This window comes from Mycobacterium sp. NGS61 (assembly GCF_059812325.1).
Window position 1 is genome coordinate 1 of sequence record NZ_JCALCL010000008.1, and the last position, 21,697, is coordinate 21,697.

General features: G+C 66.1%; 21 protein-coding genes. 11 read left to right on the forward strand and 10 right to left on the reverse strand.

All coding sequences use genetic code 11. From position 1 onward, the window contains the following. A partial coding sequence (locus AC5Y3Z_RS17055; protein WP_500001813.1) for a PPE family protein occupies positions 1–609 on the reverse strand: 609 nt, incomplete at its 3' end. Positions 610–1,606: 997 nt separating this feature from the next. On the opposite strand from AC5Y3Z_RS17055, the gene AC5Y3Z_RS17060 reads away from it, so the two are divergent. Together AC5Y3Z_RS17060 and ctpC are read left to right on the forward strand one after the other, a co-directional pair. Next, the gene (locus tag AC5Y3Z_RS17060) at positions 1,607–1,888 is read left to right on the forward strand and encodes a DUF1490 family protein (protein ID WP_463828108.1); all 282 of its coding nucleotides are present in this window, start codon (positions 1,607–1,609) and stop codon (positions 1,886–1,888) included. 8 nt (positions 1,889–1,896) lie between these two features. Beyond that, positions 1,897–4,134 (forward strand): manganese-exporting P-type ATPase CtpC, encoded by a 2,238-nt coding sequence (ctpC, locus tag AC5Y3Z_RS17065; protein ID WP_463828109.1) that lies wholly within the window; start codon positions 1,897–1,899, stop codon positions 4,132–4,134. A gap of 272 nt (positions 4,135–4,406) precedes the next feature. Here ctpC and AC5Y3Z_RS17070 read toward each other — a convergent pair whose 3' ends face one another. Beyond that, on the reverse strand, positions 4,407–5,369 hold the full coding sequence (locus AC5Y3Z_RS17070; protein ID WP_463828110.1) for a cation diffusion facilitator family transporter: 963 nt from the start codon (positions 5,367–5,369) through the stop codon (positions 4,407–4,409). 386 nt (positions 5,370–5,755) lie between these two features. Here AC5Y3Z_RS17070 and AC5Y3Z_RS17075 point away from each other — a divergent pair, with 386 nt between their 5' ends. Beyond that, entirely contained in the window at positions 5,756–6,130 is a 375-nt protein-coding gene (locus tag AC5Y3Z_RS17075; RefSeq protein WP_463828111.1) for an ArsR/SmtB family transcription factor, read from the forward strand. Between the two features lie 769 nt (positions 6,131–6,899). On the opposite strand, the gene ligD is transcribed toward AC5Y3Z_RS17075, so the two are convergent. Together ligD and AC5Y3Z_RS17085 are read right to left on the reverse strand one after the other, a co-directional pair. Further along, positions 6,900–7,865, reverse strand: coding sequence for a non-homologous end-joining DNA ligase (gene ligD / locus AC5Y3Z_RS17080; RefSeq protein WP_463828112.1), 966 nt, complete (start codon positions 7,863–7,865; stop codon positions 6,900–6,902). A gap of 525 nt (positions 7,866–8,390) precedes the next feature. Continuing rightward, positions 8,391–8,603: a hypothetical protein gene (locus AC5Y3Z_RS17085; RefSeq protein ID WP_463828113.1), complete on the reverse strand. Its 213-nt coding sequence runs from the start codon at positions 8,601–8,603 to the stop codon at positions 8,391–8,393. A 194-nt stretch (positions 8,604–8,797) separates the two neighbouring features. On the opposite strand from AC5Y3Z_RS17085, the gene AC5Y3Z_RS17090 reads away from it, so the two are divergent. Further along, complete coding sequence (locus AC5Y3Z_RS17090) at positions 8,798–9,226, forward strand: hypothetical protein (protein WP_463828114.1); 429 nt, start codon at positions 8,798–8,800, stop codon at positions 9,224–9,226. Between the two features lie 60 nt (positions 9,227–9,286). On the opposite strand, the gene AC5Y3Z_RS17095 is transcribed toward AC5Y3Z_RS17090, so the two are convergent. Together AC5Y3Z_RS17095 and AC5Y3Z_RS17100 are read right to left on the reverse strand one after the other, a co-directional pair. Continuing rightward, positions 9,287–10,111: a ParB/RepB/Spo0J family partition protein gene (locus tag AC5Y3Z_RS17095; RefSeq protein WP_463828115.1), complete on the reverse strand. Its 825-nt coding sequence runs from the start codon at positions 10,109–10,111 to the stop codon at positions 9,287–9,289. Continuing rightward, positions 10,111–10,827 (reverse strand): nucleotide-binding protein, encoded by a 717-nt coding sequence (locus AC5Y3Z_RS17100; protein WP_463828116.1) that lies wholly within the window; start codon positions 10,825–10,827, stop codon positions 10,111–10,113. Before AC5Y3Z_RS17100 ends, AC5Y3Z_RS17095 begins: the two co-directional genes overlap by 1 nt. Positions 10,828–11,676: 849 nt before the next feature. Here AC5Y3Z_RS17100 and AC5Y3Z_RS17105 point away from each other — a divergent pair. Both AC5Y3Z_RS17105 and AC5Y3Z_RS17110 read left to right on the forward strand, forming a co-directional pair. Further along, positions 11,677–12,471 (forward strand): ParA family protein, encoded by a 795-nt coding sequence (locus tag AC5Y3Z_RS17105; protein ID WP_463828117.1) that lies wholly within the window; start codon positions 11,677–11,679, stop codon positions 12,469–12,471. Continuing rightward, positions 12,464–12,850 (forward strand): hypothetical protein, encoded by a 387-nt coding sequence (locus AC5Y3Z_RS17110; protein WP_463828118.1) that lies wholly within the window; start codon positions 12,464–12,466, stop codon positions 12,848–12,850. The genes AC5Y3Z_RS17105 and AC5Y3Z_RS17110 overlap by 8 nt, the downstream gene beginning before the upstream one ends. Before the next feature lie 206 nt (positions 12,851–13,056). On the opposite strand, the gene AC5Y3Z_RS17115 is transcribed toward AC5Y3Z_RS17110, so the two are convergent. The 3 genes from AC5Y3Z_RS17115 to AC5Y3Z_RS17125 form a co-directional block, all read right to left on the reverse strand. Next, positions 13,057–14,976 carry a hypothetical protein gene (locus tag AC5Y3Z_RS17115; RefSeq protein WP_463828119.1) on the reverse strand — a complete coding sequence of 640 codons (1,920 nt, stop codon included), beginning with the start codon at positions 14,974–14,976 and terminating at the stop codon, positions 13,057–13,059. Positions 14,977–14,982: 6 nt separating this feature from the next. Next, positions 14,983–15,681, reverse strand: a complete 699-nt coding sequence (locus AC5Y3Z_RS17120; RefSeq protein WP_463828120.1) for a WhiB family transcriptional regulator — start codon at positions 15,679–15,681, stop codon at positions 14,983–14,985. Between the two features lie 659 nt (positions 15,682–16,340). Beyond that, the gene (locus tag AC5Y3Z_RS17125) at positions 16,341–16,502 is read right to left on the reverse strand and encodes a hypothetical protein (RefSeq protein WP_463828121.1); all 162 of its coding nucleotides are present in this window, start codon (positions 16,500–16,502) and stop codon (positions 16,341–16,343) included. Between AC5Y3Z_RS17125 and AC5Y3Z_RS17130 the strand changes: the two genes are divergently transcribed. The 5 genes from AC5Y3Z_RS17130 (at position 16,497) to AC5Y3Z_RS17150 (ending at position 20,557) form a co-directional block, all read left to right on the forward strand. Then, the gene (locus AC5Y3Z_RS17130) at positions 16,497–17,795 is read left to right on the forward strand and encodes a DUF4226 domain-containing protein (RefSeq protein ID WP_463828122.1); all 1,299 of its coding nucleotides are present in this window, start codon (positions 16,497–16,499) and stop codon (positions 17,793–17,795) included. The genes AC5Y3Z_RS17125 and AC5Y3Z_RS17130 overlap by 6 nt on opposite strands. Then, the gene (locus tag AC5Y3Z_RS17135) at positions 17,796–18,107 is read left to right on the forward strand and encodes a hypothetical protein (protein WP_463828123.1); all 312 of its coding nucleotides are present in this window, start codon (positions 17,796–17,798) and stop codon (positions 18,105–18,107) included. 81 nt (positions 18,108–18,188) lie between these two features. Next, the gene (locus tag AC5Y3Z_RS17140) at positions 18,189–18,494 is read left to right on the forward strand and encodes a type VII secretion target (RefSeq protein WP_463828124.1); all 306 of its coding nucleotides are present in this window, start codon (positions 18,189–18,191) and stop codon (positions 18,492–18,494) included. Positions 18,495–18,510: 16 nt separating this feature from the next. After that, entirely contained in the window at positions 18,511–20,235 is a 1,725-nt protein-coding gene (locus tag AC5Y3Z_RS17145) for a PPE domain-containing protein (protein WP_463828125.1), read from the forward strand. Beyond that, positions 20,222–20,557: a hypothetical protein gene (locus AC5Y3Z_RS17150; RefSeq protein WP_463828126.1), complete on the forward strand. Its 336-nt coding sequence runs from the start codon at positions 20,222–20,224 to the stop codon at positions 20,555–20,557. The genes AC5Y3Z_RS17145 and AC5Y3Z_RS17150 overlap by 14 nt, the downstream gene beginning before the upstream one ends. A gap of 713 nt (positions 20,558–21,270) precedes the next feature. Here the strand turns inward: AC5Y3Z_RS17150 and AC5Y3Z_RS17155 are convergent. Next, positions 21,271–21,684, reverse strand: coding sequence for a WhiB family transcriptional regulator (locus AC5Y3Z_RS17155; protein WP_463828127.1), 414 nt, complete (start codon positions 21,682–21,684; stop codon positions 21,271–21,273). Between the last annotated feature and the right edge of the window lie 13 nt (positions 21,685–21,697).

The following is a 21,697-nucleotide window of genomic DNA, read 5'->3' on the forward strand; positions in this document are numbered from 1 at the left end:
CACTGCGGAGAAGGCTTGCTGGATAACGCTTTGCGCGATGCCGGTAGTCTGACCGGCCACGGCCTGGTTGGCCAAACCGCTCGGGTTGGTGTTTTGCTGCGGTGGGTTGAACGGCGTCAGTGCCGTCGCCGAGGCAGACGAGGCTGCATAGCCGTACATCGCCGCGGCGTCCTGGGCCCACATCTCTGCGTAGTGAGCTTCGGTGGCCGCGATCGCCGGGGTGTTTCTTCCGAACACATTGGTCGCGACCAGAGTCATCAGCTGACTGCGGTTAGCCGCCACGATCGTTGGCGGAACCGTCGCCAAAAACGCGCTTTGGTAGGCTGCGGCAGCGGATTTGGCTTGAGCGCCGGTCTCTTCGGCCTGGGCGGCGGTGGCTCGCAACCACGCCACATACGATGCTGCCGCAGCGCTCATCGCCGCCGACGCCGGCCCCAACCAGGGACCAGCGGTCAATCCCGATACCACCGCCTGGTAGGCATTCGCCGCCGACTGCAGGTCGGCGGCGAGCACATCCCACGCCTCGGCCGCGGCCAACAACGGTCCTGACCCGACACCGGTATACATACGGGCCGAGTTGAGCTCTGGCGGATAGCTCGCGAAATCCATCTCGTTGCTCCTTATAATGCAGTGCGGTCGTGTTGAGGAACGGCACCGCTTGTGCTACTGCGACCCGAATTTGCGGCGCTGAACCGCCGCGGCGCTACGTGGTTATGTGTCAGTGGCGGCGCCGCGACCGCCCCCGTGCCAACCCCCGGTAGCACCCGGCAGCGAACAAGCCGCTCCTTGTTTGACGTGACCCTCCGATGCACCCCGGCTGAGCCGCATACTGCTGCGGGGGGGATAGGCCACCGGTAGCGCCTGGGGCTGCTGGACCGCATCAAACTTCGCGTCGGACTTCGAAAGTTGCTCGGGCTCGCTGCCGCCGCATTCAACGCGTTGATCGACCGTTACTTCATGCCGCTGCACCGGCACGCGCGACACACAGCGCCGACACAGCAGCACCGACACCCCGATCACCGTTGCCCCGCGCTCATCCATGAGCCCTCCCTGCATCAGCGGCAACCACCCCTGCCGTCGGTGAATTATAGTAGCATGCGCATGTGTGAATCTGAATGGGTTCCGTAGTGGCCGTGTTTTTCCTCGGCACGGGCGGGTTGCTGGGATGGCGGACACTTCATGTCCGCCCACGGGCCGTTTCAGCTGTCCATTGACAGACGACGACGCCGCGCTTCGGCTTGTTCCTTCGCCAAAGACGGCGCGCGCCACCCCCAATCGTCGCCAACAGCAGGCTGGTTTTGTGGTGTGTCAGCGCGCTGCTGTGGACATGGCATTCAGGTGATCGACGCGACCATCACTGTGTCGTTGTCATAGTTCGGTACGCGGACTGGCAGGGCGAGGCGCCACGGCAGGCCGAGAACCGCCAGCAGCCGCGATTTCAAGTAGTCGGTGTGTTAGCCGGGGTCGCAACGACTCCGAATGCCGCGTGGTTGCGGGGCGGGCCTCCCGACTCCTATCCATGGCGGTATTGCAATATACTTATGTTAAGATCAAACGCAGATAAGACGACTTCAGTGTCAACGAGGACCGAACAGGAGGGGTATTGATGCTTCCGCAGGCGCTAGTGGCCAAGGCGGCAGGAACGGTGTTCACCGGGCTGGTGGGTGTGGGCGCCTATGAGGTGCTGCGAAAGGCGGCAGGAAAGGCTCCTGTGCGTCGAACCGCGGTAGCGGTAACCGAACTGGGTCTGAGGGGAACCCGACGCGCCGAGGTGGCAGCGGAGTCGGCGCGGCTCAAAATTGGCGATGTGGTCGCCGAGGCCCGTGAACGCATCGGTGAGGAAGTGCCACCGCCGGCTGCCGCCGAGGTCCACGACCACGATCACTGACCGCTGACATGACTGTTGCCATCAACGCTGTGGAGGTCGTCTCGGACGCTGCAGGACGAATGCGGCTCCTCGTTCCTTGGGTCCGCTCCAATTCGCGCCGTGCGGTCGCGGTCGAAGATGCTGTGAACAAGCAGACTGGTGTGCGGGTGGTGCACGCATACCCGCACACCGGGTCTGTGGTCGTGTGGTACTCGCCGAAACGTTGCGATCGCTCGGCCATCGTGGCGGCTATCGCAGAGGCTCGTGAGGTGGCGGCTGAGCTGATTCCTGCGCGCACACCTCGCTCGGCCGACATCCGTAACGCCGAGGTGCTGCGCCTGGTGATCGGAGGGGTTGCGCTGGCGCTGCTCGGTGTGCGCCGCTACGTGTTTCGGCGACCGCCGCTGCTGGGCCCGTCTGGTCAGTTGATTGCCACTGGCGCAACGGTGTTTATGGGTTATCCGTTCTTTCGCGGCGCGCTGCGCGCTCTGCGTTCCGGTCGCGCTGGCACCGACTCGTTGGTGACGGTGGCCACGGTGGCCAGCCTGGTGTTGCGGGAGAACGTGGTCGCCCTGACCGTGTTGTGGTTGCTTAACATCGGTGAGTATCTGCAGGACCTGACTTTGCGGCGCACCCGCCGCGCCATCGCCGATCTGCTGCGCGGTACCGCCGACACCGCGTGGATTCGGCTAGACGACGGTAGCGAGGTGCAGGTGCCTATCGATACGCTGCAGATCGGGGACCAGGTCGTGGTTCACGATCATGTGGCGATACCTGTCGACGGCGAAGTGGTCGACGGCGACGCAGCTGTCGACCAGTCGGCGATTACCGGGGAAACGCTGCCGGTCAGTATGGAGGTCGGGTCCCGCGTGCATGCCGGATCGGTGGTGGTACGCGGTCGACTGGTAGTGCGCGCCAGCGCTGTCGGCAACGAAACCACGATCGGGCGCATTATCGCCCGCGTCGAAGAGGCGCAGCTCGATCGGGCGCCGATACAAACGGTCGGTGAGAACTTCTCGCGCCGCTTTGTCCCTATTTCGTTCATCGTGTCCGCGGCCACCTTGGTGCTCACTGGCGATGTTCGCCGCGCGATGACGATGCTGTTAATCGCGTGTCCGTGCGCGGTGGGATTGTCCACCCCGACCGCGATCAGCGCCGCGATCGGCAACGGGGCGCGCCGCGGCATCCTGATCAAGGGCGGTTCCCACCTGGAACAAGCCGGCCGGGTGGACGCCGTCGTGTTCGACAAAACCGGGACTCTGACCGTTGGGCGCCCCATCGTCACCAACGTCGTTGCGCTGCACAAAGACTGGCAGCCCGAAGAGGTTCTGGCCTACGCGGCCAGCTCAGAAATCCATTCTCGTCATCCGCTGGCCGAAGCGGTGATTCGCTCGACCACAGAACGCCACATCACCATTCCCCCGCATGAGCAATGTGAGGTGCTGGTGGGTCTGGGCATGCGGACCTGGGCCGATGGTCGGATTTTGCTGTTGGGAAGCCCGTCGCTGTTACGCGCCGAAAAAGTGCGGGTTTCCAAGAAGGCGACGGATTGGGTGACCAAACTCCGCGGCCAAGCCGAAACTCCACTGCTGCTGGCCGTGGATGGCAAGCTGGTGGGTCTGATCAGCCTGCGCGACGAAGTTCGGCCCGAGGCCGCCGAAGTCGTGCAGAAGTTGCGGGCCAATGGAATCCGGCGCATCGTCATGCTCACCGGCGATCATCCCGAGACCGCCGAGGTGGTCGCTCGAGAGATGGGTATCGAAGAGTGGCGCGCCGAGGTGCTGCCGGAAGACAAACTTCAGGCGGTGCGTCAACTTCAGGACGAAGGCTACGTCGTGGGGATGGTCGGCGACGGCGTCAATGACGCCCCGGCACTGGCTACTGCCGACATCGGGATTGCAATGGGACTTGCGGGCACCGACGTTGCGGTCGAAACAGCCGACATCGCACTGGCCAACGACAACTTGCAGCGCCTGCTCGACGTACCGGATCTGGGCGCACGCGCGGTCAAAGTGATCCGGCAGAACTATGGCATGTCCATCGCCGTCAACTCCACGGGTCTGTTGATGGGTGCTGCGGGTGCGCTATCACCTGTGCTCGCCGCGATACTGCACAACGCGTCGTCGGTGGCGGTAGTCACTAACAGCTCCCGGCTAATCCGCTACCGCTTGGCCAACGGGCAATCACCGAACGGTACTGGGCTCCCGTCGACGACACCTGCAGACATCGACAGCAGGGACTTGATGCCATCCGCTGCTGGTGAATGAAACGAAACTGCGTTCCGATCGATTGCTGGCTGCTCTCAGGACGAAGCCTCGATCATCGAGATGGGCGCAGCCGAGGAAGTTGCGCAGCCGCCGGTGCTGAGGGCCGATCCGCGAACACGCACGAGTTTCACCAATGCAATGAAGAGCGGCCGCAAGGCCTGGGTGGTTTCGGAGCTCCGGGCCGCGATTAGGGTCCCGTGTCGTGACTGATGTGGATATCCCCTCGCAATTACGAAACGACACAGCCCAATCGTAATGAGGTTTTTCGCGCACTACGCGGTGGTGGAGCGATGTGTTGGACCATGGGGGTCTTCACAATGCGCAGAGGCTTCGTGTGCGCCGGGCTCGCCGTACTCGGATCGCCGATAATCAAGCTGCAACGTACTGTGCGAAATGCCGTGCTGGTGGGACAGTAAGTGCGCAAGGTCGACCCGGGTGGTGTGGCAATCCTGGCCGTCAGCGACGATCACGTGTGCGGATAGGGCCGGTTGCCCAGAGGTGATTTCCCAGATGTGCAAGTCGTGGACCTCCACCACTGAATCGTGTGCAGCCATCGCTTGACCGATCGCGGCCGGCTCCACCCCCTGGGGAGCGGCCTCCAGGAAGATAAGGCTGGCCGCACGCACCAACCCCACTCCGGCCCTGATCATCAGGGCCACCACGATCAGCGTCGCGATCGCATCGGCTCGCGCGAACCCGGTGAAAACAATCACCACGCCGGCCACCGCAGTAGCGATGAATGCGAATAAGTCGTTGAGTATGTGCTGAAAAGCGCCTTCGACATTGAGGCTGGACCGGTCAGCTCGACTGATCATCCACGTCGCAGCCACGTTGACAACCGCCCCGGCCAGCGCGGTGATCAGCACCAGCACGCCGGTGACGGGCGGCGGATCGATCAGGCGACCGATTGCCTCGTAAGTCAGCCACGCCGCCAGCACCAGCAACGTCACCCCGTTGGCCTGTGCCGAGAGGATCTCGACGCGCTTCCAGCCGTAGGTCATCCGCCCCGCCGCCGGCCGCACCGCCAGCCGAATCGCCCACAACGCCAACGCAATCGAGGCCGCGTCGGTGAGCATGTGCGCCGCATCCGAGATCAACGCCAATGACCCGGCGAGTACCCCGACGATCACTTCGCCCAGCATGAACGTCGTAATCACCGCCAACGCTGCGCCCAGCCATCGCCGGTCAGCATCCGCCGAGGTGTGCCCATGTGCATGGCTGTGGCCGGCGCTCACGGCCGTGCCCTTTTCGACCAGACCATCTCCATAAGTTATGCGTACATTGCGATATATGCAATACCCCGGTAGCGATCGGCTGCACGCGCAGGACCGTGCCGTGCAAGCGCCGAGAGCCAACGCTTATCGTGCCCCGGTAAGTCCTCCCACTACGTGAGGCACAGGCCACCGGAATTGGCCTGCGGCGGTGGTACGCGCAATGCCTCGTCGCGCATCTGCCTGCCTGCCGATGAGGAAGATCTAAGCCGCGGCTCGACCCAGCCTGCACTTGCAACGCCGAGCTTCGAACCAAACTCCGAGCCAGCACCGACGGCCGATGAAAACGAGCCGCGTAGGGTTGGCCGCCGCGCCTTCATTGCTATATAGACGACCGTTAGTATGCCAGCATGGGCACGCGGCGGGTGGACTCTTGCGACCTGGTGTGCCTGAATTTGCATGATGCAGAGTCCATTCGAACGTCACTGCCCGGGTCGGGCCCGTGTCAACGGGCCGCATCCCAGGCGCGGGCCTTCGGTGACCCCACCCGGTTGACGATCGCGACGGCGCTACTGCGTGGCGACGAGTTGTGCGTGTGCGATCTGGCGTGGGTGGTCGGACAGGCACAAGGCTTAGTGTCCTATCACCTTCGCCAACTCAAGACCGCTGAGCTCGTGTCCTCCCGTCGGCAACGGCAGTTGGCGATGTATCGGCTCACCGAGCGCGGCCGCACATTGATTCAGGCGTTGGTCGGTGCCGACGCCGCTGCGCTCGACACGGAGTGAGCATGTGTGACACCTGCTGCGGCCCTTAGACCCCCCCGCCCGCGACCGCAATCAGGACCTTAGGCGAGTCTGGTAACTTCGCGAACTGCGACTCGCGGCGCTGCCCTCCTCCGTCTGACTTGGGGCGGCGTCGGCCCAATTAGGCGCGTCAGTCGCTGGAGGGTCATCTAGGGCAAGCCGTGGATTTTGCGAGCGGTTGCAGCGGCGGGCCTCGCGAGTGGTACGCCACGTCTTTGGACTTGACCGTCGGAGCAGTGCTCGACTGAGCTGCCCAGTGGCCACCTGTAGCGGGCAACACCGCGCGGTCGTGCCGCCCTCGGCCCGGCAAGGGGACTCCGTTTGTTCGATCGCCGCACGCTCGTCCCTGGCTTGACCTCACGCGGTCGGGATTTTGAGCAGGATTTCCGCAATCACCTCCTTATTCGAGCGATGTTTGCCCGGTTCGTCCCTACAAGCCTTTTGAGCGGTCTAGCATGACCGGAATCGGACCCCGGTGTTACGCGTTTGAGCCATTTCATCATCGCGAAAGCATCGTGGATAACTGGGATTATCCGTGTGCCCAGGCAACGGGGAAATTCTGACTCCCTGATTACAGCAGCCCCTGCATCAGTTTCGTTGCAGCACAGTGGGATTCGAGATGGAGTGTCCGTTGAGGCATAAATGAGCGACCGCGATCGAGGAAGTGCATTCGGGTCGCACAAGCCGGGATATCTGCCATTCGCAGTCGTTTCATCACAGTGACGGTCCGGCGCGGCCGCGGCAGCAACGGTCAGCTGTGTGGCGGCAAACCGACTTCGGAGGGCTTGCGCGTGGTAAGTCCTTTCCAGGCGGGATGGCGCAGGCGTCCGGGGAATTCGCGGTATTCGACCAGACCCACCAGCGAGGGCCGCACCCAGTGGGCGTGGCCCGACAGCGCATGGCCGGGTGGGCACGAAAGTGGTGGAGTGCGAGTTTCGATCTGCTGCAGCTGCGCGTAGATGGCTCGGTTGGCTGGCCGGCTCAGTCCGGAGCTGACCGCCCCGCAGTACAACAGTCGCCCGTCGGTGTCGTGGGCAGCGAGGAGCAACGCGCCGATCGGGTTCGCGCGGCCGTCGACCCAGCCGGCGACGACAAGCGGGGCTTTGCGTCGGATGACGGTCTTGATCCAGGAGCGAGACCGCCGCCCGGGCTGGTAGGTCGATGCCGCGCGTTTGCACACCACACCTTCGAGCGCCAGATCCGTTGTGGCGTCGAACAATAAGCGCCCGTCGAGGCCATGCCAGCACGGCGGTACGACGACGGTGCCATCGCGGGGCAATCTGAGGCCCTCGAGCGCTTCGCGTCGTTGCACGTAGGGCAGGCCGGTCAGATCTGTTCCGTCCAAGTGCAAGATGTCAAAGAGCAGGTAGCGCGCCGGCACCGTCGTGCGCAGCCGAGGGTCCGGTCGGGTGACGCGCAGGCGACGCTGCAGTCTGCTGAAGTCTGGTCGCCCGTCGTGGGCTAGCGCCACGATCTCGCCATCGAGGATCGCGGTGTGTCCGCCCATTGCGGTGTGTAGGCCGGCGAGAACATCGGGGAAGCGTGCGGCCAAGGTGTTTCCGGGGCGGCTCACGATCTCGATGTCGTGGCCGTGGATGCGGGTCAGGGCCCGGGCGCCGTCCCATTTGGCCTCGACGATCCAATCCGGTCCGCTGGACGGCGGGCCCGGCGTGGCCAGCATGGGCCCTGGCGGCAGGGCGGGAAGGACGATGCTCACCCTGCCAGTCTGCTCCCCTCTCGATCCGGGCGCCTGCAGAGGTGCAGCGACGCAACGCTTAGCGTCTCTGGGCGGGGCTGGGTGCGTCCCTGCACAGTAAAGCCGCTGAAAGCGGCCCCTCCGCGGGATTGACTGGTGGTGACGGGGCCATCGAGTGTGCGCTGGTTTCGCCAGTGCCGCGCCGTGCGCACCGTCTGCAGTTCGTCCGCGACCTGCAGTTGTGGGATCTGCTGCCCGTTGAGGGGAGCATCTCCGTTGGCCCAGACGGCCGGGTGCGGCATCAATCCTGGGGCTGTGCCGGTATGTGCGCGATCGGCGGTGGCGTGAGGCGCCTTGCCGTTCGCGCGTGTGTCTCGGCTCTCCGCCACGGGACGGCCGATCGAAGAGACCCGGTCCGATCGGCACGTTACGGGTTACGAAGATTGCGCCGTGCGCGTGTGGCCGGCGAGAGCGGCCCGGTGGGGGCGTCGGCGGATTGCTTGAGGAACTGACTTTGATCGGCGAAAGGGCTTTGGGTACGCCGGTCTAGGCGCTAAGCGATTCGCCGGGTAGGGGGGTCGCTAGGAGGTCCGCAACGGTCGATTCGAAGAGTGCGGCGACGTTGACGCCACGGAATTGGGCGAGGCGGGTCAGCTTTTGGTGGTCCTCGGGGCGCAGTCGCAGGCCGACCATTTTGGTGCGTTGCCGCGTTTCGGTGCCTTTGCGGGTGTGGGCGCGTCGTTCGGTGTGTAATGCCACGACTGTTCCTCTCAACAACCGGGTGGTGGGCTCGACCACCGTAATGGCGCTAGCTGTTGCCGTTAGTTTATGGCATCGATGTCGTTATTAGCGACATTGGCGGCCTGTGGCGGATCGTGATGCCGTTAATATGCCATTAGTTAACGGCATTGTGTTGTAATGGGACGATACGCTCGCGAGCGCGAATCGAGGCGATGGCAGAGCTCAAGCAGGTGCCTGACGGTGTGGAGACCACGCCGTCAGGTCCGCATGTGTCGTTGCGGGAGGCCGCGGCGGCATTGAATAAGGACCCCCGCACGCTGATCCGGGCCATTACCGCCGGGGAATTGCGCGGCGGCGCGATCCCCCGTCCGGAACGGCTGCGCTGGTATGTCTACCGTGATCAGCTACCCGGTGAAGCCGGGCCCTCCCCTACCCCCGCGTCGAGCACAGAAGTTGATGACTTGCGTGCCCGGCTGGTGACCCAGGTGGAGGTCAACCGGCTGTTGATCGCGGCGCAGCAGAACATGCTGGCCGGAGAAAGCACCGCGGAGCGCTATCGCGCGGTGGCGCAGAATTATCTGGATGCCCTCGCCCAGTTTGTGACGCCGGGGCATTTGGGTCAGTTGGCCGATCAACTCTGATCGCCCCCCGCATACAGTCCGCTGACCGATCGACGGGATGCGGAGCGCCGCGGCCGCAGCCTAGAGCAGTGCGCGGAGCTGCTTCATCCCCTCGTCACCGAGGTAGTTGCGTAGGGCGTCGACGAGTAAGTCGGGGCGGCTGTCGAATTGGGCTAAGGCGGCAGTGAGTGCCCGCGACTTCGGGGGGCCGGGTCGAGGTGCGGGGACATCGGTGTCGTTGTTCTGCTTGGCTAGGGCTGCGCGCCAGCGTGCGACTTGTTGTTCGCGCGGGACCTGCGCCAGGGCGCGGGCCTCGCGGATGGCGAGTTCGCCCCGACGCAGCGCGGTTTGGAGTTGAGGGTCAAGTTTGAGCAGGGCGCGCCGCTGCGATACCCAGCCTTCGGTGCGGTGTAGCCGCTGTGCGGCCGTGACGGCGCGCCCGCATTCGGCAACGAGTGCCTCCACGGCGCGCGCCTCTTCGATGACGTCGAAGTCTTCGCGGTCGACGTTCTCGGTAATGGCCGCGGCGACCAGGGTAATGCGGTCGCGCGCGAGAGCGTCGTTGACGACGATGTCGAGGTCGGTGCGGCCGTATTTGTGTGCTGCGGCCAGACGCCGGCAGCCGTTGATGACCACGAAGCGGGTGGCGATGGCGTCGTCGGGGTATAGAGCGCGGTAGGCGGCGGCGGTGACGACCACCGCCGGTTGCAGTTGCAGGTCGGCGATCGAGGCGAGGTTGGTCAGGTCGCCGACGTCTTCGCGCGGGTTGCGGGGGTTGGCGGTCAGATCCGCCAGCGCGACGCTGCGCGCCGGCGCCTCGCTCGCCGGTGGACGGTCGACGGGCGAGTTGTCGCCGACGTCGCCGGCCAGTTCGGCCAGGCTGGTGCGTCGTCCGCGTGGGGCCATCAGCGTCCTCCCCCGATGTTGAGTTCGAGTGCGAAGCGGTAGAAGTCTTCGCGTGCTTGCAGCGCCACGCGGTTAGTCGGGTATTCCGTGACCACCTGCCCGTCGGCGCTGGCCCGGGAGTGCAGTTTGTAGTGGCGGATAACAGTATTGGCCAGCGGCCATCCGTTGCGTTTGATGAATTCTTTGGTCTCGTTGAGGTCGTAGTGGCCGTCGCGCGGGTCCCAGTTGTTGATGACCACGGTGTAGGGCAGGCCTCGTGGTCTAACGACCTTGTTGATGGTTCGGGCCGTCGGATCGAAGGAGAGCGGTTCGGTCTCGATCGGGATGATGACCTGGTCGGCGACGTCGAGCACGGCGCGTAGGGCGTCTGCGGCGGGCCCCCTGCCGAGCGGGTCGGCGGTGGTGCCGGCGCCGGCGTCGAGGTCGATCCAGCCGGGGGTGTCGATGTAGACGTGCTTGATGGTCGGCAGCTCTTTGATGCGCGCTAGTCCGGCGAGGTCGTCGTGGGCCTGCACGATGTGAAACGGCAGGTCGTCGATTCGTGATGCCCACCAGACGGCTGAGCCTTGGGGGTCTACTGAGATGGCGGCGACCGGCGAGCTAGCGTCCGGATCATCGCGGTGATTGAGGACGTCAGCGGTCACGGCGGCCAGGTTGACCGCGATGGTGCTTTTGCCGACGCCGCCTTTCTGGTTCAAAAGGACGTGCACAGCCATCGAATGGCCTTCCGTATGCTTCCCCCGCACAGCGGGGTACTTCGGATGGGTCGCCATGATGCTAGTGGCACCGCCGCGATCTGGGCTGTCGGACACGCGGCCGGCGAGCGAGCATACGCACATCGCATGCAATTCCGCGCCCTCTCCCCCGGCGCTTCGCTGTCTCAAGGCAGAAACGAGCCGTTGGATCTTTACCGCGGTAAAGATCGGGCAAGTTCCGTCGCACCCGTCCGCCTGGCACGCTCACGCGATCTGGTTGGAATTCGGCTCTGACCTCGGCGCCTCGCGTCCCCCGCCAGCGTCGTCCGGTGATTGTGTGATCTGGCGACGCCGTCACGCGGTCATCGAGGCATCCGCACACCCGGCCGATGCGGTGACGGTGCGATCGGGTGAGTCGGTCACCGCGTCACGTGGTTATCGAGTAACGCGGAGATCTGGTGGCGGTGCGACTGAGTGATTCCCTGATCCGTTGATCGCATCACGGGATCGCCGGATCACGTGGTGCTGCGGTGTTTGGGCAACGGGGTCACTATGCGACCAGATCACAGGGTGCGGCGATGATCAGGTCACCGCGTGTTCGTGTGATCGGAACACGGGGTCGCGACGTCGCGGCATCACAGGATCACCAGTTGATTCGATCGCGGGGCGATGTCGTGAGCAGATCACCTGATCACTTCATCATTGCGTCACGGTGACACTACGCAACCCGGTGTTGCAAACACAGAATCGCTCACTTACTGCGTTGCTGCATCACCGAGTCACCGCAACACGCCGCGACCGCATCGCGCGAACACCCGGCGACCCCGTGTTGTAATCACAGGTGTGACGAATGGGACTTAAGGGGTCAAAGTGAAAGCCGATGTCATTGCTATTGCCAACCACAAAGGTGGGGTCGGGAAGTCGTTTACCGCGGTCAGCCTCGCGGCCGGGTTGGCGCACGGTGGTTGGCGCACTCTGTTAGTGGATTGCGATGCTCAGGCCAATTCCACGTCCATGTTCGATCCGGATGACGACGTGGATCTGGATCTGTATGACCTGATCGCCCAGCGGGCGCCGATCGCCGAGGTGATACGCAAGACGCGCATTCCCAACCTGGAGTTGATACCAGCCACGTTAGCGGTGGCCAAGCTCGACCAGGAACTCGTCATGATGCACCGCCGCGAGTACCAGATGGCGATGCGGTTGCAGCCGGTGTTCGACGACTATGACGCGATCGTCCTAGATCTGTCCCCGAACCTGGGGCAGCTGGTGATTTCGGCGCTGAATGCGGCCGACTGGCTCATCGTGCCGACCGACGCCAGTAAATGGGGCAGAAGAGGCGTGCACATGTTCTTGGAGTGGGCCGCCTCGCTGCGCGAACACGAGGTGTTGTCCGCAGAGCTGCTCGGCGTGTTATTGACCAAGTACGAGCCCGCGACATTGATCAGCCGCGAGACGTTAACCGCGTTAGGCGAAGACGGCTTGCCGATGTTCGATGCCCTGATCCCTAAGCGCACCGCGGCGGAGCGGATGGTCAGCGGGGGATTCGTGCTCGGCGACGCCGAGGCCGACCCTGATCTGGCCCAGGCATACGCCGCGTTCACCGTGGATGTGATGAAACGTGTCAATGAGGGCCGCGCCAAGCGAGGGAGACACCATGGGTAAAAAGACCTCCGAAGTCGTGATGGGCATGCTCTCTGATGCCGGTTCAGCCACGCGTCCCCCTGCGGTGGTGGCTGCACCCGCATCGCCCGCGCAGGCTCCGGTGCAACCCCCGGCGACCGTGCCGGCCCGCCCGGCTCCACCAGCGAATGCTCGCGTGGTTCGCTCGCGAGCCCCGGAACCGGCCGTCTCCGAACCGGACGCTCTGGGGGCTCCCCGCACATTGCGGTTGCGGTCCGAGGCCGCCGGCCACCTGCGGGCGGCGTGGTTGGAGGCCAAGCGCGACGATGTGTTGCTGACCGCGCAGGACTTCGCCTCCAACCTCGTCGAAGAGGCGCTGGCCGCTCGGCAGCGTCGCCGCCGCACGGCTTCTTCCGCCTAAGCATTTTCCACCGGCACCCCCCTTTCTTTCCGGCGCCCTGCACGTCGGTGGCGCAATCAGTCCGGGCAGCACCCGCTTCTTTACCGCGGTAAAGGAGCGGTTCGCGTCCTTATCTCGTCGTCTAGTTGTCCAGCCCTGCCGGAGTCAGGGTGGGGCAGCCCGCACCCTGGGGAGTCTCCCGGGGACGCGGATCCGGCTGCATTGATCTAGTTCGGGGCGCCGCGCGCATGGCCGGCGAGGATGCGCGCGCCGACGAGTTCAGCGAGCAGTTCAAGGGAGTGACCTTCGTCGTCGAGGGTGGGGGGCCCGGTGGCCAGGACAGCGCTGAGGTATTCCTGGCGATGCCGGTCATAGGGATCGGCGAGCACGCTGACTGGTGCCGTGTCCCCGATGTCATCGGGCGGGTTGCGCAGCTCTTCGCGCAGGGTGAGCCAGTCATGCCAGCTCTGCCGTTCGCGGCGGTGGCGGGCGATCCGCTGGGTTCGCAGGGCGTGGAGCTGGTGCGCGGCACCGATCTGATCCAGTGTCACCGTTCCGGGCCCCAGGCTTCCGCGACCGCGTGCGATGAGTCCCGCGGTAACCAAGGCCCCCAGGCTGGCGTATCCGGTGCTGGGGGAGACGTGGGCGGCCGCGAAGACGTCGCGGGGATCGGTGAGCCCTCGGTGGACGATCAGTTCGTAGATGCGTCGGTGCCGGTGACCGATGACTTTCCACGCCAGGTGGACATCTTCGATGCGGGCCGCGGCGATGGCCTCAGGGGCCCGATCCAGGCAGTGCTGCTGGGTCAGGGCATAGAAGTCAGGTTGGCGTCCTTGGGCAACCCGGGTACGGACCAGCGGTGACCCGGGTTGATCGCGGGTCTCGCGCAGGAATTGCCAGACCATTGTCTCGCTGAGCAGGCCGGTGGCGATCGAGAGCGAGCGGCCGCCCACTCCGACCACCGGGACCCCGTTGATGACCTCTCCGGTGCGCACGGCGTGCACGGCCAGCGCCTGATAGACCGCTGCTCCGATCCAGCGGTAGGGGTGAGCCGGGTAGTTCTGCTCCACCCAGGCCACGGCGTTGGTGAGCCACTGCCGGTGCAGGAGCGGTCCACGGGTGCCCCCCCGTGTGTGTAGTTCGTATTCTTGTGCACCGGCTGGTCGGAAATACTGGGCGTTGTCGGCCGCCCACTGTAAAGCCTTCGCGAAGTCGCGGCGCAGCGCGGTCTCGGCGCTGCGCTGATAGCGGGCATAGGCGCGGGCCAGCCCGCTACTCCAGGGGCGGCCCGGGGCGATGAGTGCGCGGATGGTGGTCAGGGTGTATCCGTGCAGGACTGCGTGGGCGAGCACGGACTGGCGGGCTTCGGAGTGGCTGCGCCAGGTGGTGTCTGTGGGCAGCACACCGGTGGTGGCATAGGCGGTGATTCGGGCCGGCAGATCTCCACTGCGGGTGTAGTCGGGCCGTAGCCGGGTGTCCTCGCCGCTACCGGTCAACGCGTCGCCGTCGGGGGCTGAGGAGGTGCGCGCCGACGGGGGCGGGGTCGACGCGCTCAGCGCGCCGAGCAGGACGTTGAGCCGGGGTAGCAGGGCCGGATGGGACCGTCGCGTGAGGGTGTCCACGGCGGTGTCCAGGGGGCCGTCGAGGATGCGGTGGCCTCCTTCGCGGCAGGCGGACCCGGGTACCGTGATGCATCCGGTCTTCGGGTTGGTCATCGGGGTCTTGTCGAGGCTGGGCAGCCGCGCTTCTAGGAGCCGCAACAGTGGGCTGAGCTCCTCGGCGGTCGCGGCGGTGCCGACCGCCAGCGGCACCAGCAGGTGCCGACCGCCGCTGGTGGAGCGATCGCTGATGGCGATGCCGCCGCAGTCGGTGATCCACCTCAACGCGCGCGTGAAGTCGGCGTCCACCGTGTGTTGCCCGTGGCGTTTGGTGTCGAAGTCCAGCACCAGGTACTGGGCTCGTCCGCGCAGGTAGAGCGGCACCGCGGCGGGGAGTCGGGGTAGTCGGGTGCTCAGCGCGGCGGTGCGATCGAATTTGGCGGTGTCGGGGTTGCAGACCCGTACGGTGGGGCGCGCCGCGATGAGATGGGCCAGCGCTTTCCAGACGACCGCAGGGGTGGCGGCAGGCGCGGCGGCGAGGGCTGTCATCGCGGGCTAGCGGGTAACGGGCTGCGCGGCGCCCTGGCACCGATGCAGCCGGCCGCGGGTGTCGAGGTAAACCCAGTGGTGTTGGCGCCACAGCAGCGCGACGGTGCTGGTGCAGCTGCGGGGGTCGACGATGTAACCGAGGTCCAGAGCTGTGGGGGTGGCGGTGTGCTCGATCAATTCAATGCAGTTGCGGCAGGCGGCCAATGCGTCTGCGGGGCTGCCCAGCGGCGTGCGTGACGCGGCGCGGCGGCGCGCAAAGATCGCCGACTGCTGATAGGTGCAGGCCGGCGCCATAATTTCGCAGTGCCCGGCGGCCCGGGCGGTGATCAGCGCGGCTAGCTGCGGTGGGGGAGCGCTGGTGCACAATGTGCCGACTCGGCGGTAGCGCGCGGGGCCGGGCGCTCGCGGCGACGGTCGCACCGGCGGGGTTTTTTGCGGTGGCGCGGTTTGCAGCGCCGTCGGCTCCTCTGTGGGGTTTTGACAGCCCAGCAGGTGTTTTTTGGCGGTGAAGTCACCGTTGATCCAGACGCCGGCCCACATGCCGTAGTCGGGGCGCTCGCGGTGGGCGGCCTGCGCGCACGCCTGGAGGCCCGGGCAAGTTAGGCAAAGCCGTCGGGTGAGGCCCGTACGGGTGGGGTCAAGCCAGTCGACAGGATGTCGCTGACAGGGAGTTAACGGCACCAAAATGCCAGTCTTGTGATTCACGAAGGCGTCCTCTATCGTGAAACCAGCCCGCTAGGCATGGTTTCTGAGTTCAGAGGCCAGAACCGGAGTCGCTAGCTCCGGGGCAGGTGTCCCCGCTTCGGCGGGGATTTCTGCGTTTGGGCCTGTATGCGGTTGTGCAATCTCGCGGCGCCCGCGAGCTCGGGCTGGGTTCGGGGGATGCGCTCCTGATTGTCGGGTCGGCTGTGTACTTGTGGGACAAGAGTGACACGAGTGCGCGGTTGAACCGCGCACGACACGCCGCGCGGTTCAACCGCGGCGTACTGCTGTGTGGCTTCGGCCAATCGTCGGCGTTGTCCTTAAGTCCGGCCGTCGATGCCGTTGGTGGAGCCGGTTCTCACACCGTAAGCGCGCCGCACCCGCCCCGACCACATCCGCGCCCGACAAATATTTCTAGCCACCGAGGGGGACCGCAGCGGTGCCGTCGTCAGCGTTCTGGGTCGGCGGCGGCCCGGCTGATTTCTTGCGACTCCCACCCGTACCTGCCGTGCTGGGCGATGCCGCCTGCGGGAGGAACGTCGGTGAATTGGTGTGCCTCGCCCGTCGCTTTGGGGTCGATCCCGGCGGTAGCGTTTTTTGCAGTGAGTGCTCGGGTTGTGTGATCGGCGGAAGTAGGGGAATCGGTGGGATTTCTGGAGGAACTAGAGGATCTTCTCCGCCCGGTTCTTGCTGGCGTCGACGCAATTTTCGGCGGCGACGACGATCGGCGGCCGCCACGTGAGCGGGCCCGGGATGTAGTGCCCCCAGCGCCGTGGCAGGGCGGGCCCCCGCGCGTTGTAGGGCCGTCTTGGAGTGGCTTGCATTCAGGCGCGGATCAGGCCGGGGGCACCTACCGCCAAACTAGCGGCGAGGTAGCGGCTACCGATGAGAAATTGGCCGAGCTGCTCAAAGAGATCTTCACTACCAACGACGAAACACGGGCTCGGGTCGGTGAGCTGGTCGCGGGCATCCAGGCTGCTCACCAGCAGATCATGACCGACCCGACGATGTCGAAAGACCCGCAGGCGCTGTCCTTGTTCAACACGATGCTGGATCACAATTTGGCGGAGATCCAGCGCCTGCTCAACAGTTCCAAGGTGGACAGCAAGAGGCAGGCCGAATTGCTGGCCGCGCTGAGCACTGAATACCGCGAGAGCAGTGGCGAGCATCACAAAGGCCCCGCCGATGCCGCCGGGTCCGGTGGCGCCGGGTCCGGCGGCGGTGGGTCCGGTGGCGGCGGAGATGGTGGCGGGGCTGGCGGCGGAGGCGGTGGTGTAGACCCAGGCGCCGGCGCCACCGGCGGGGTGACTGATCCTCTGGCGGGAATGGGTGGATTGCCCGCGATGACGGGTGATCCGACCTCAATGCTGGGTCCGGCCCTGGGGGCATTGGGTTCATTGCCCGGGATGTTGGGCAATGCAGGGGGTTCCTTGCCGATGGATGCGCTGGGTGCGTTGGCACCGCTGACCGGCGCAATGGGCAGCCACGGCGCAGGCGGTGAGGGGTTCAACGACGGCGAGGCCCGTGAGCGCGGTAAGCCTGCTGATTTCGTCGATGACCGTCATGGTCGCGACGAGTCGTCCGAGGCCGCAGAGGGCCGCGGCAAAGGCGACAGCGAAGCCAAGCCCGACCCCGCGGCTGCGGGCAGCGCGGGTGCGCAGCCGGTGGCCGCACAACCCGCTGCCGCGGCGGCCGCACCGGCCAGCGCACCGGGCGGGGATGCGAGCCTGGTGGTGCAAATGCCTGATGGCACGCCGGTGACCACGACCTCGGCCCAGCACGCCGCGGCGGTGCGGGCGGTACTCAACGGGGCTTCGGTGACGGATGCGTGGAAGCCGTATGCGCAGCTACCGCCTCCGGGGACGCCGGTCACCGTGCCGGTCGATCCCAGCCACCTGGTGCCCGGTCAGATCGCGCAGTGCAAGAGCCGCGAACCGATCATCTTCATGGGGAATGGCAAAATTTGGCTCGATGGCCAGCTTCAGCCGCAAAGCGCACTGCCCGCCGCGGAATTCCTGGGGTGGGAGGACCCGGCCCAATTCGGCGCGACCGCGCACGTCCCCGCAGCGGCGGCGCCGAGTAGTGTGTCGCCGCCGACTGTTGCCGCAGGCGCCTAGATGCATGTCGACGGAGCGGGGACCACGGTGATAAACGAGGTCGTCGAGTGGTCCCGCGATGGTGCGCTGATGGTCAAGATCGCCGACGTGTCGGGCCTTGATGTGCAGGTCCAGCTGGAGCCGGCGGTGGCGTCGTGGCCGGCTGAGGTGCTGGCGGATCGCATTGCGCGGCTGCACCGGTTGGCGCTGATGCAACTGCGCGCCCAGGTGGGGGTGCGCAGCGGTGAGGAGTCCGGCGCACAATGGTCGGTGACCGCGGGCTTTCCGAGTCTGGCCGAAGTGCAGCAGTACCGGCAAACTATCGATTTTTGAGTGTTCGCGGCCCGGACATGGGGCGGTGCGGCGCTTTATGGTTGATGAATACGCAGTTCAGAGCTCGGGAGGCAAGTTTCAGTGGCCAAGAACGTGTCGGTGAATTTCGACGAGTGGGACCAGCACGCGCAGTGGTGGGAGGGCGAAGCTCCCCGGGTACGGGAAATGCTGGACGCCTCCCCGGAAACCTTGGAGCGGGCCCGCTCGATGTTTGGGCGGATCGGTTCGTCGACGGTGGGGGCGGCGTTGCAGGAGGTGCTCCAGGCCCGCGCGCAGGCCGGCCACGCGCTGGGCCGCTACTGCGAGGATGTGGCCGGGCACATCCGCAGCAGCCTCGCCACGTACCGCGACGCTGAGGAGCACAACCAGCGCACGCTGAGCACCTAACCGAGGCTTTTCAGCGGTGGCGAACTCGGTACGGGTAGACACACCGGCGCTCACCGGCGCGGCCGGGCAGGCCTGTGCGGTCGCGCACGCGGCGGTCCCGCACGCTGACCAGGTGCAGCCGTGCGCGCCTGATCATGTATCGGTGGCCGCCAGTTTCCGGTTCAGTGCCGCGGTCAGCCTGGCTCGGCGCTACACCGCGATCGCCAACGCGCTGGCCCAGCGTTACGGGGTGATGGTGCAGACCAGCGCCGCGGACTTCGACGATCAGGAGGCGGTATCGGCGGCGACTTTGAGTGCCGGTGGCGGCGGGGCGATACCGGCACGCACACCGGCGCCGGCGGTGGATATCGATGCTGTCGCCGATCTTCTGGGCGGCGGGGTGTCGGCGCCGGCCGGTGAGGTCCCGGCCGCACCGCGTGACATCGCCCGGCTGATCGATACCGGCCGCGCCGGTGGGGGGACGCAGGCGTGGCAGGCGGTGCAAACCAGCATGCGCACCGAGGCCGCGCAGCTTGAGCGGGCGGGCTTGCAGCTGGGGGCGGTGATCACGGCGATCGAGGCCAGTTGGGATGCGGCCAGCGCACAGGCGGCGACAGCGCGGTTGCGCACGTTGCAGCGCTGGTATGAGGGCCACGCACGCCATGTTGCGGGCTTGGCGCAGCAGGCGGCGACTCACTTGCAGAATTTCCACCGCGCGAGTACCGCGATCCCGACTCACCGGCAAGTGGTGGCGGGGGAGCGCGAGTTGCAGACAGCGGTGCAGGCCAATATCGCCGCGCGCGGGATGCGCCGCGAAGCGGTGGTGCACGCCCAGGTGAAGGTTGCCGGCCTGTATCAGGCGTCGACGGCTGGGTTTAGCAGCTACAGCTTCGCTGAGGCGCTGCCCGGTCTCGGCCCGGGGGCGCCGGCCCCACCGCCGGGAGCCATACCGGACAGTCCTGATGTGCAGCGCGCCAAGGGCCCTGGTGGCACGCCGGTGACCAAACCCGATCCCGCGGCCACCGGCGCGCCGTTAGAGCCGGTGCAGCAAGGCCCGGGGTCGGGGGAGAGCCTGCTCCGTGGCGGGACGACGTGGCCGCCGGCCGACGTGGATTCGACCCCATTCGGTAACCCGTTGCTGGAAACGGTGACCGGTGCTAGTGCGGGAGCAGCGCCGATGCTGATCCTGGGAATCATCGGCGGGGTGGTCGGCGGCCTGGGCGGCGCGATGGGGGGTCTGGCGGGGGCGGGAGCCAAGGCCTTGCAAGGAGTCCAGCAGGCCGCGGCGCCGATGATGAGCGGCTTGGGTCAACACCCCGGCGGCGGAGCACCTCCCGGCGGGGAGTCGCCACCAGAATCTCCGGAATCCCTCGGCGAGCCAACGGCGGGCTCCAACTTCGGCGGCGGCGGGGACGGACAGACCGCGCCGGCCAGTGACGGCGGCGCGATGACCGCGCCCGCGCCGTTGGCTGCAGCCCCGGAGGCGGCCGCACCAGCGGCAGCACTAGCGGCGCCCGCAGCACCGCCGTCATCGGCAGGACCGGCCCCAGCGGTGGGGGCGATGGGACCGATGATGCCACCGATGGGTGGGCGTGGCGGCAGCGGTTCGGGGCCGCAGAATAAGCAGTTGTATCAGGACCGCACGCTGGCGGTGGTGGTGCCGCCGAACAGTGAGCCGGTCAAAAACCGTCGAGAAGGACGCAACAAAGACGATGACAGAGAGCGCAAACCGCGCGGGGAGCAACCCGATGCCCGCAAGTGATGCCCAGGCCGTCGCGGCGATCGAGAAGCAAATCGAGATGGTCCGCGCTGCGCTTGCGCAGTTCAACGCCGACTGCCAGCGCCGCGCCGACGACCTGGGGCCCTTCGGCGAGGAGGTCCAGGTGACTATCGAGCGAGATGGCTACATCGAGGACCTCTACATCGAACCGACCGCTCTTACTCGCTATACCCATATCGAGCTGGAAGATCTGATCACCGATGTGCTGCGCGGCGGCTCCGAACGGATGCTTACCGTCCTTAACGAGGCGTTTGACCAGCACATCGGGCCCGCAGATTCACCAGTGCGCGAACTGTTGCAGTAGCGCGCCAACCGGCAACCGCGCCACGCTGCAATTTACCTCGACAGATACTTCACCAACTATCTGGCGATCTGTCGCGGCCTGGGTGGGGTGCGCCGCGCCGCCACGTGCGCCTCGGACTGCGCGATCTGCGTGGCGATGTCCTTGGAGGCGCCGAGCTGGGACAGGCTGGATGCCTTACGCGGCGGCGTCGGCCTTTACTTCCTCGTAGACCTCTTCAGCGGGGCTGCACATGAGGAGTTTGCGTTGACCTTTGTGCGGCTGAGCCATGGCGCGATCCTCACGCGGCTATCTGATAGCGCGCCTCCGACCGCCGCGTCCCTGAGATGTTGTTGTGATCCGCACGCCTCCTACCAGCGGTTCTCGGTGATGGCGCCGAGACGTGATTTAGCGCGACGTCGCGGGGGCGGTTCCCGCTTCGGCGAGATGGGCGTAAAGGTGCCCGATGAGCCTCAACCATTGGCGGGCCTCTGCGCTCGTTGCGGGAGGCCGCAGCGGCATCTGCGCGGCGCGCGGTGAGCAGGTGCTGGGTGGCATCAGCGTCGCCGGCGAACGACACGGGCCAGGGTGGCACTATGTAGAGCCGCCAGTGGGTGTGGCCGGGCGGCTTGGAGGCCCCGCGCAGCACCGACTCACTCGATCCAGAAGCGTGATCCGTTGCGTGCCGTTCTCATCGACACTCGACACCACCGGGCACACCTTGATCGCCGCGGTACTCACGCCGCACCGGCGATGACTTTGATAGGAAAGTCCTGGACAAGTTGCTCGACGAGGAGCTCGGGTAGCGGCGCCACAGCGACATCGCCGATCTCCCCCCTGCGGCGCGCCTCGAACTGCTCAGCCAGGCGGGCGTAGACCGGCGCGAGCTGCGTTGGATAGTGACCGGGTAGCGACATCCCGCCCCAGATGCCGTGCGTTGCACCAGAGGCCACGGCGTTGTAGCTGCAGCGACCCCGAAATGGGCACTCCGCGCAGCGGGCCACCGCGCGCGACTTGCGGTTCGGATTGAAGAACAACTCCGGATCCTCGCGGCACGCCAGATCCTGCTCAGTGTGAAATAGGCGCACCTCAGCGCGTAGCCGAGACGAATCCGACGGTCGGGGGGTGCGGGCGCTGGGGGTGGTTGTCATGGGAAGTCCTCCT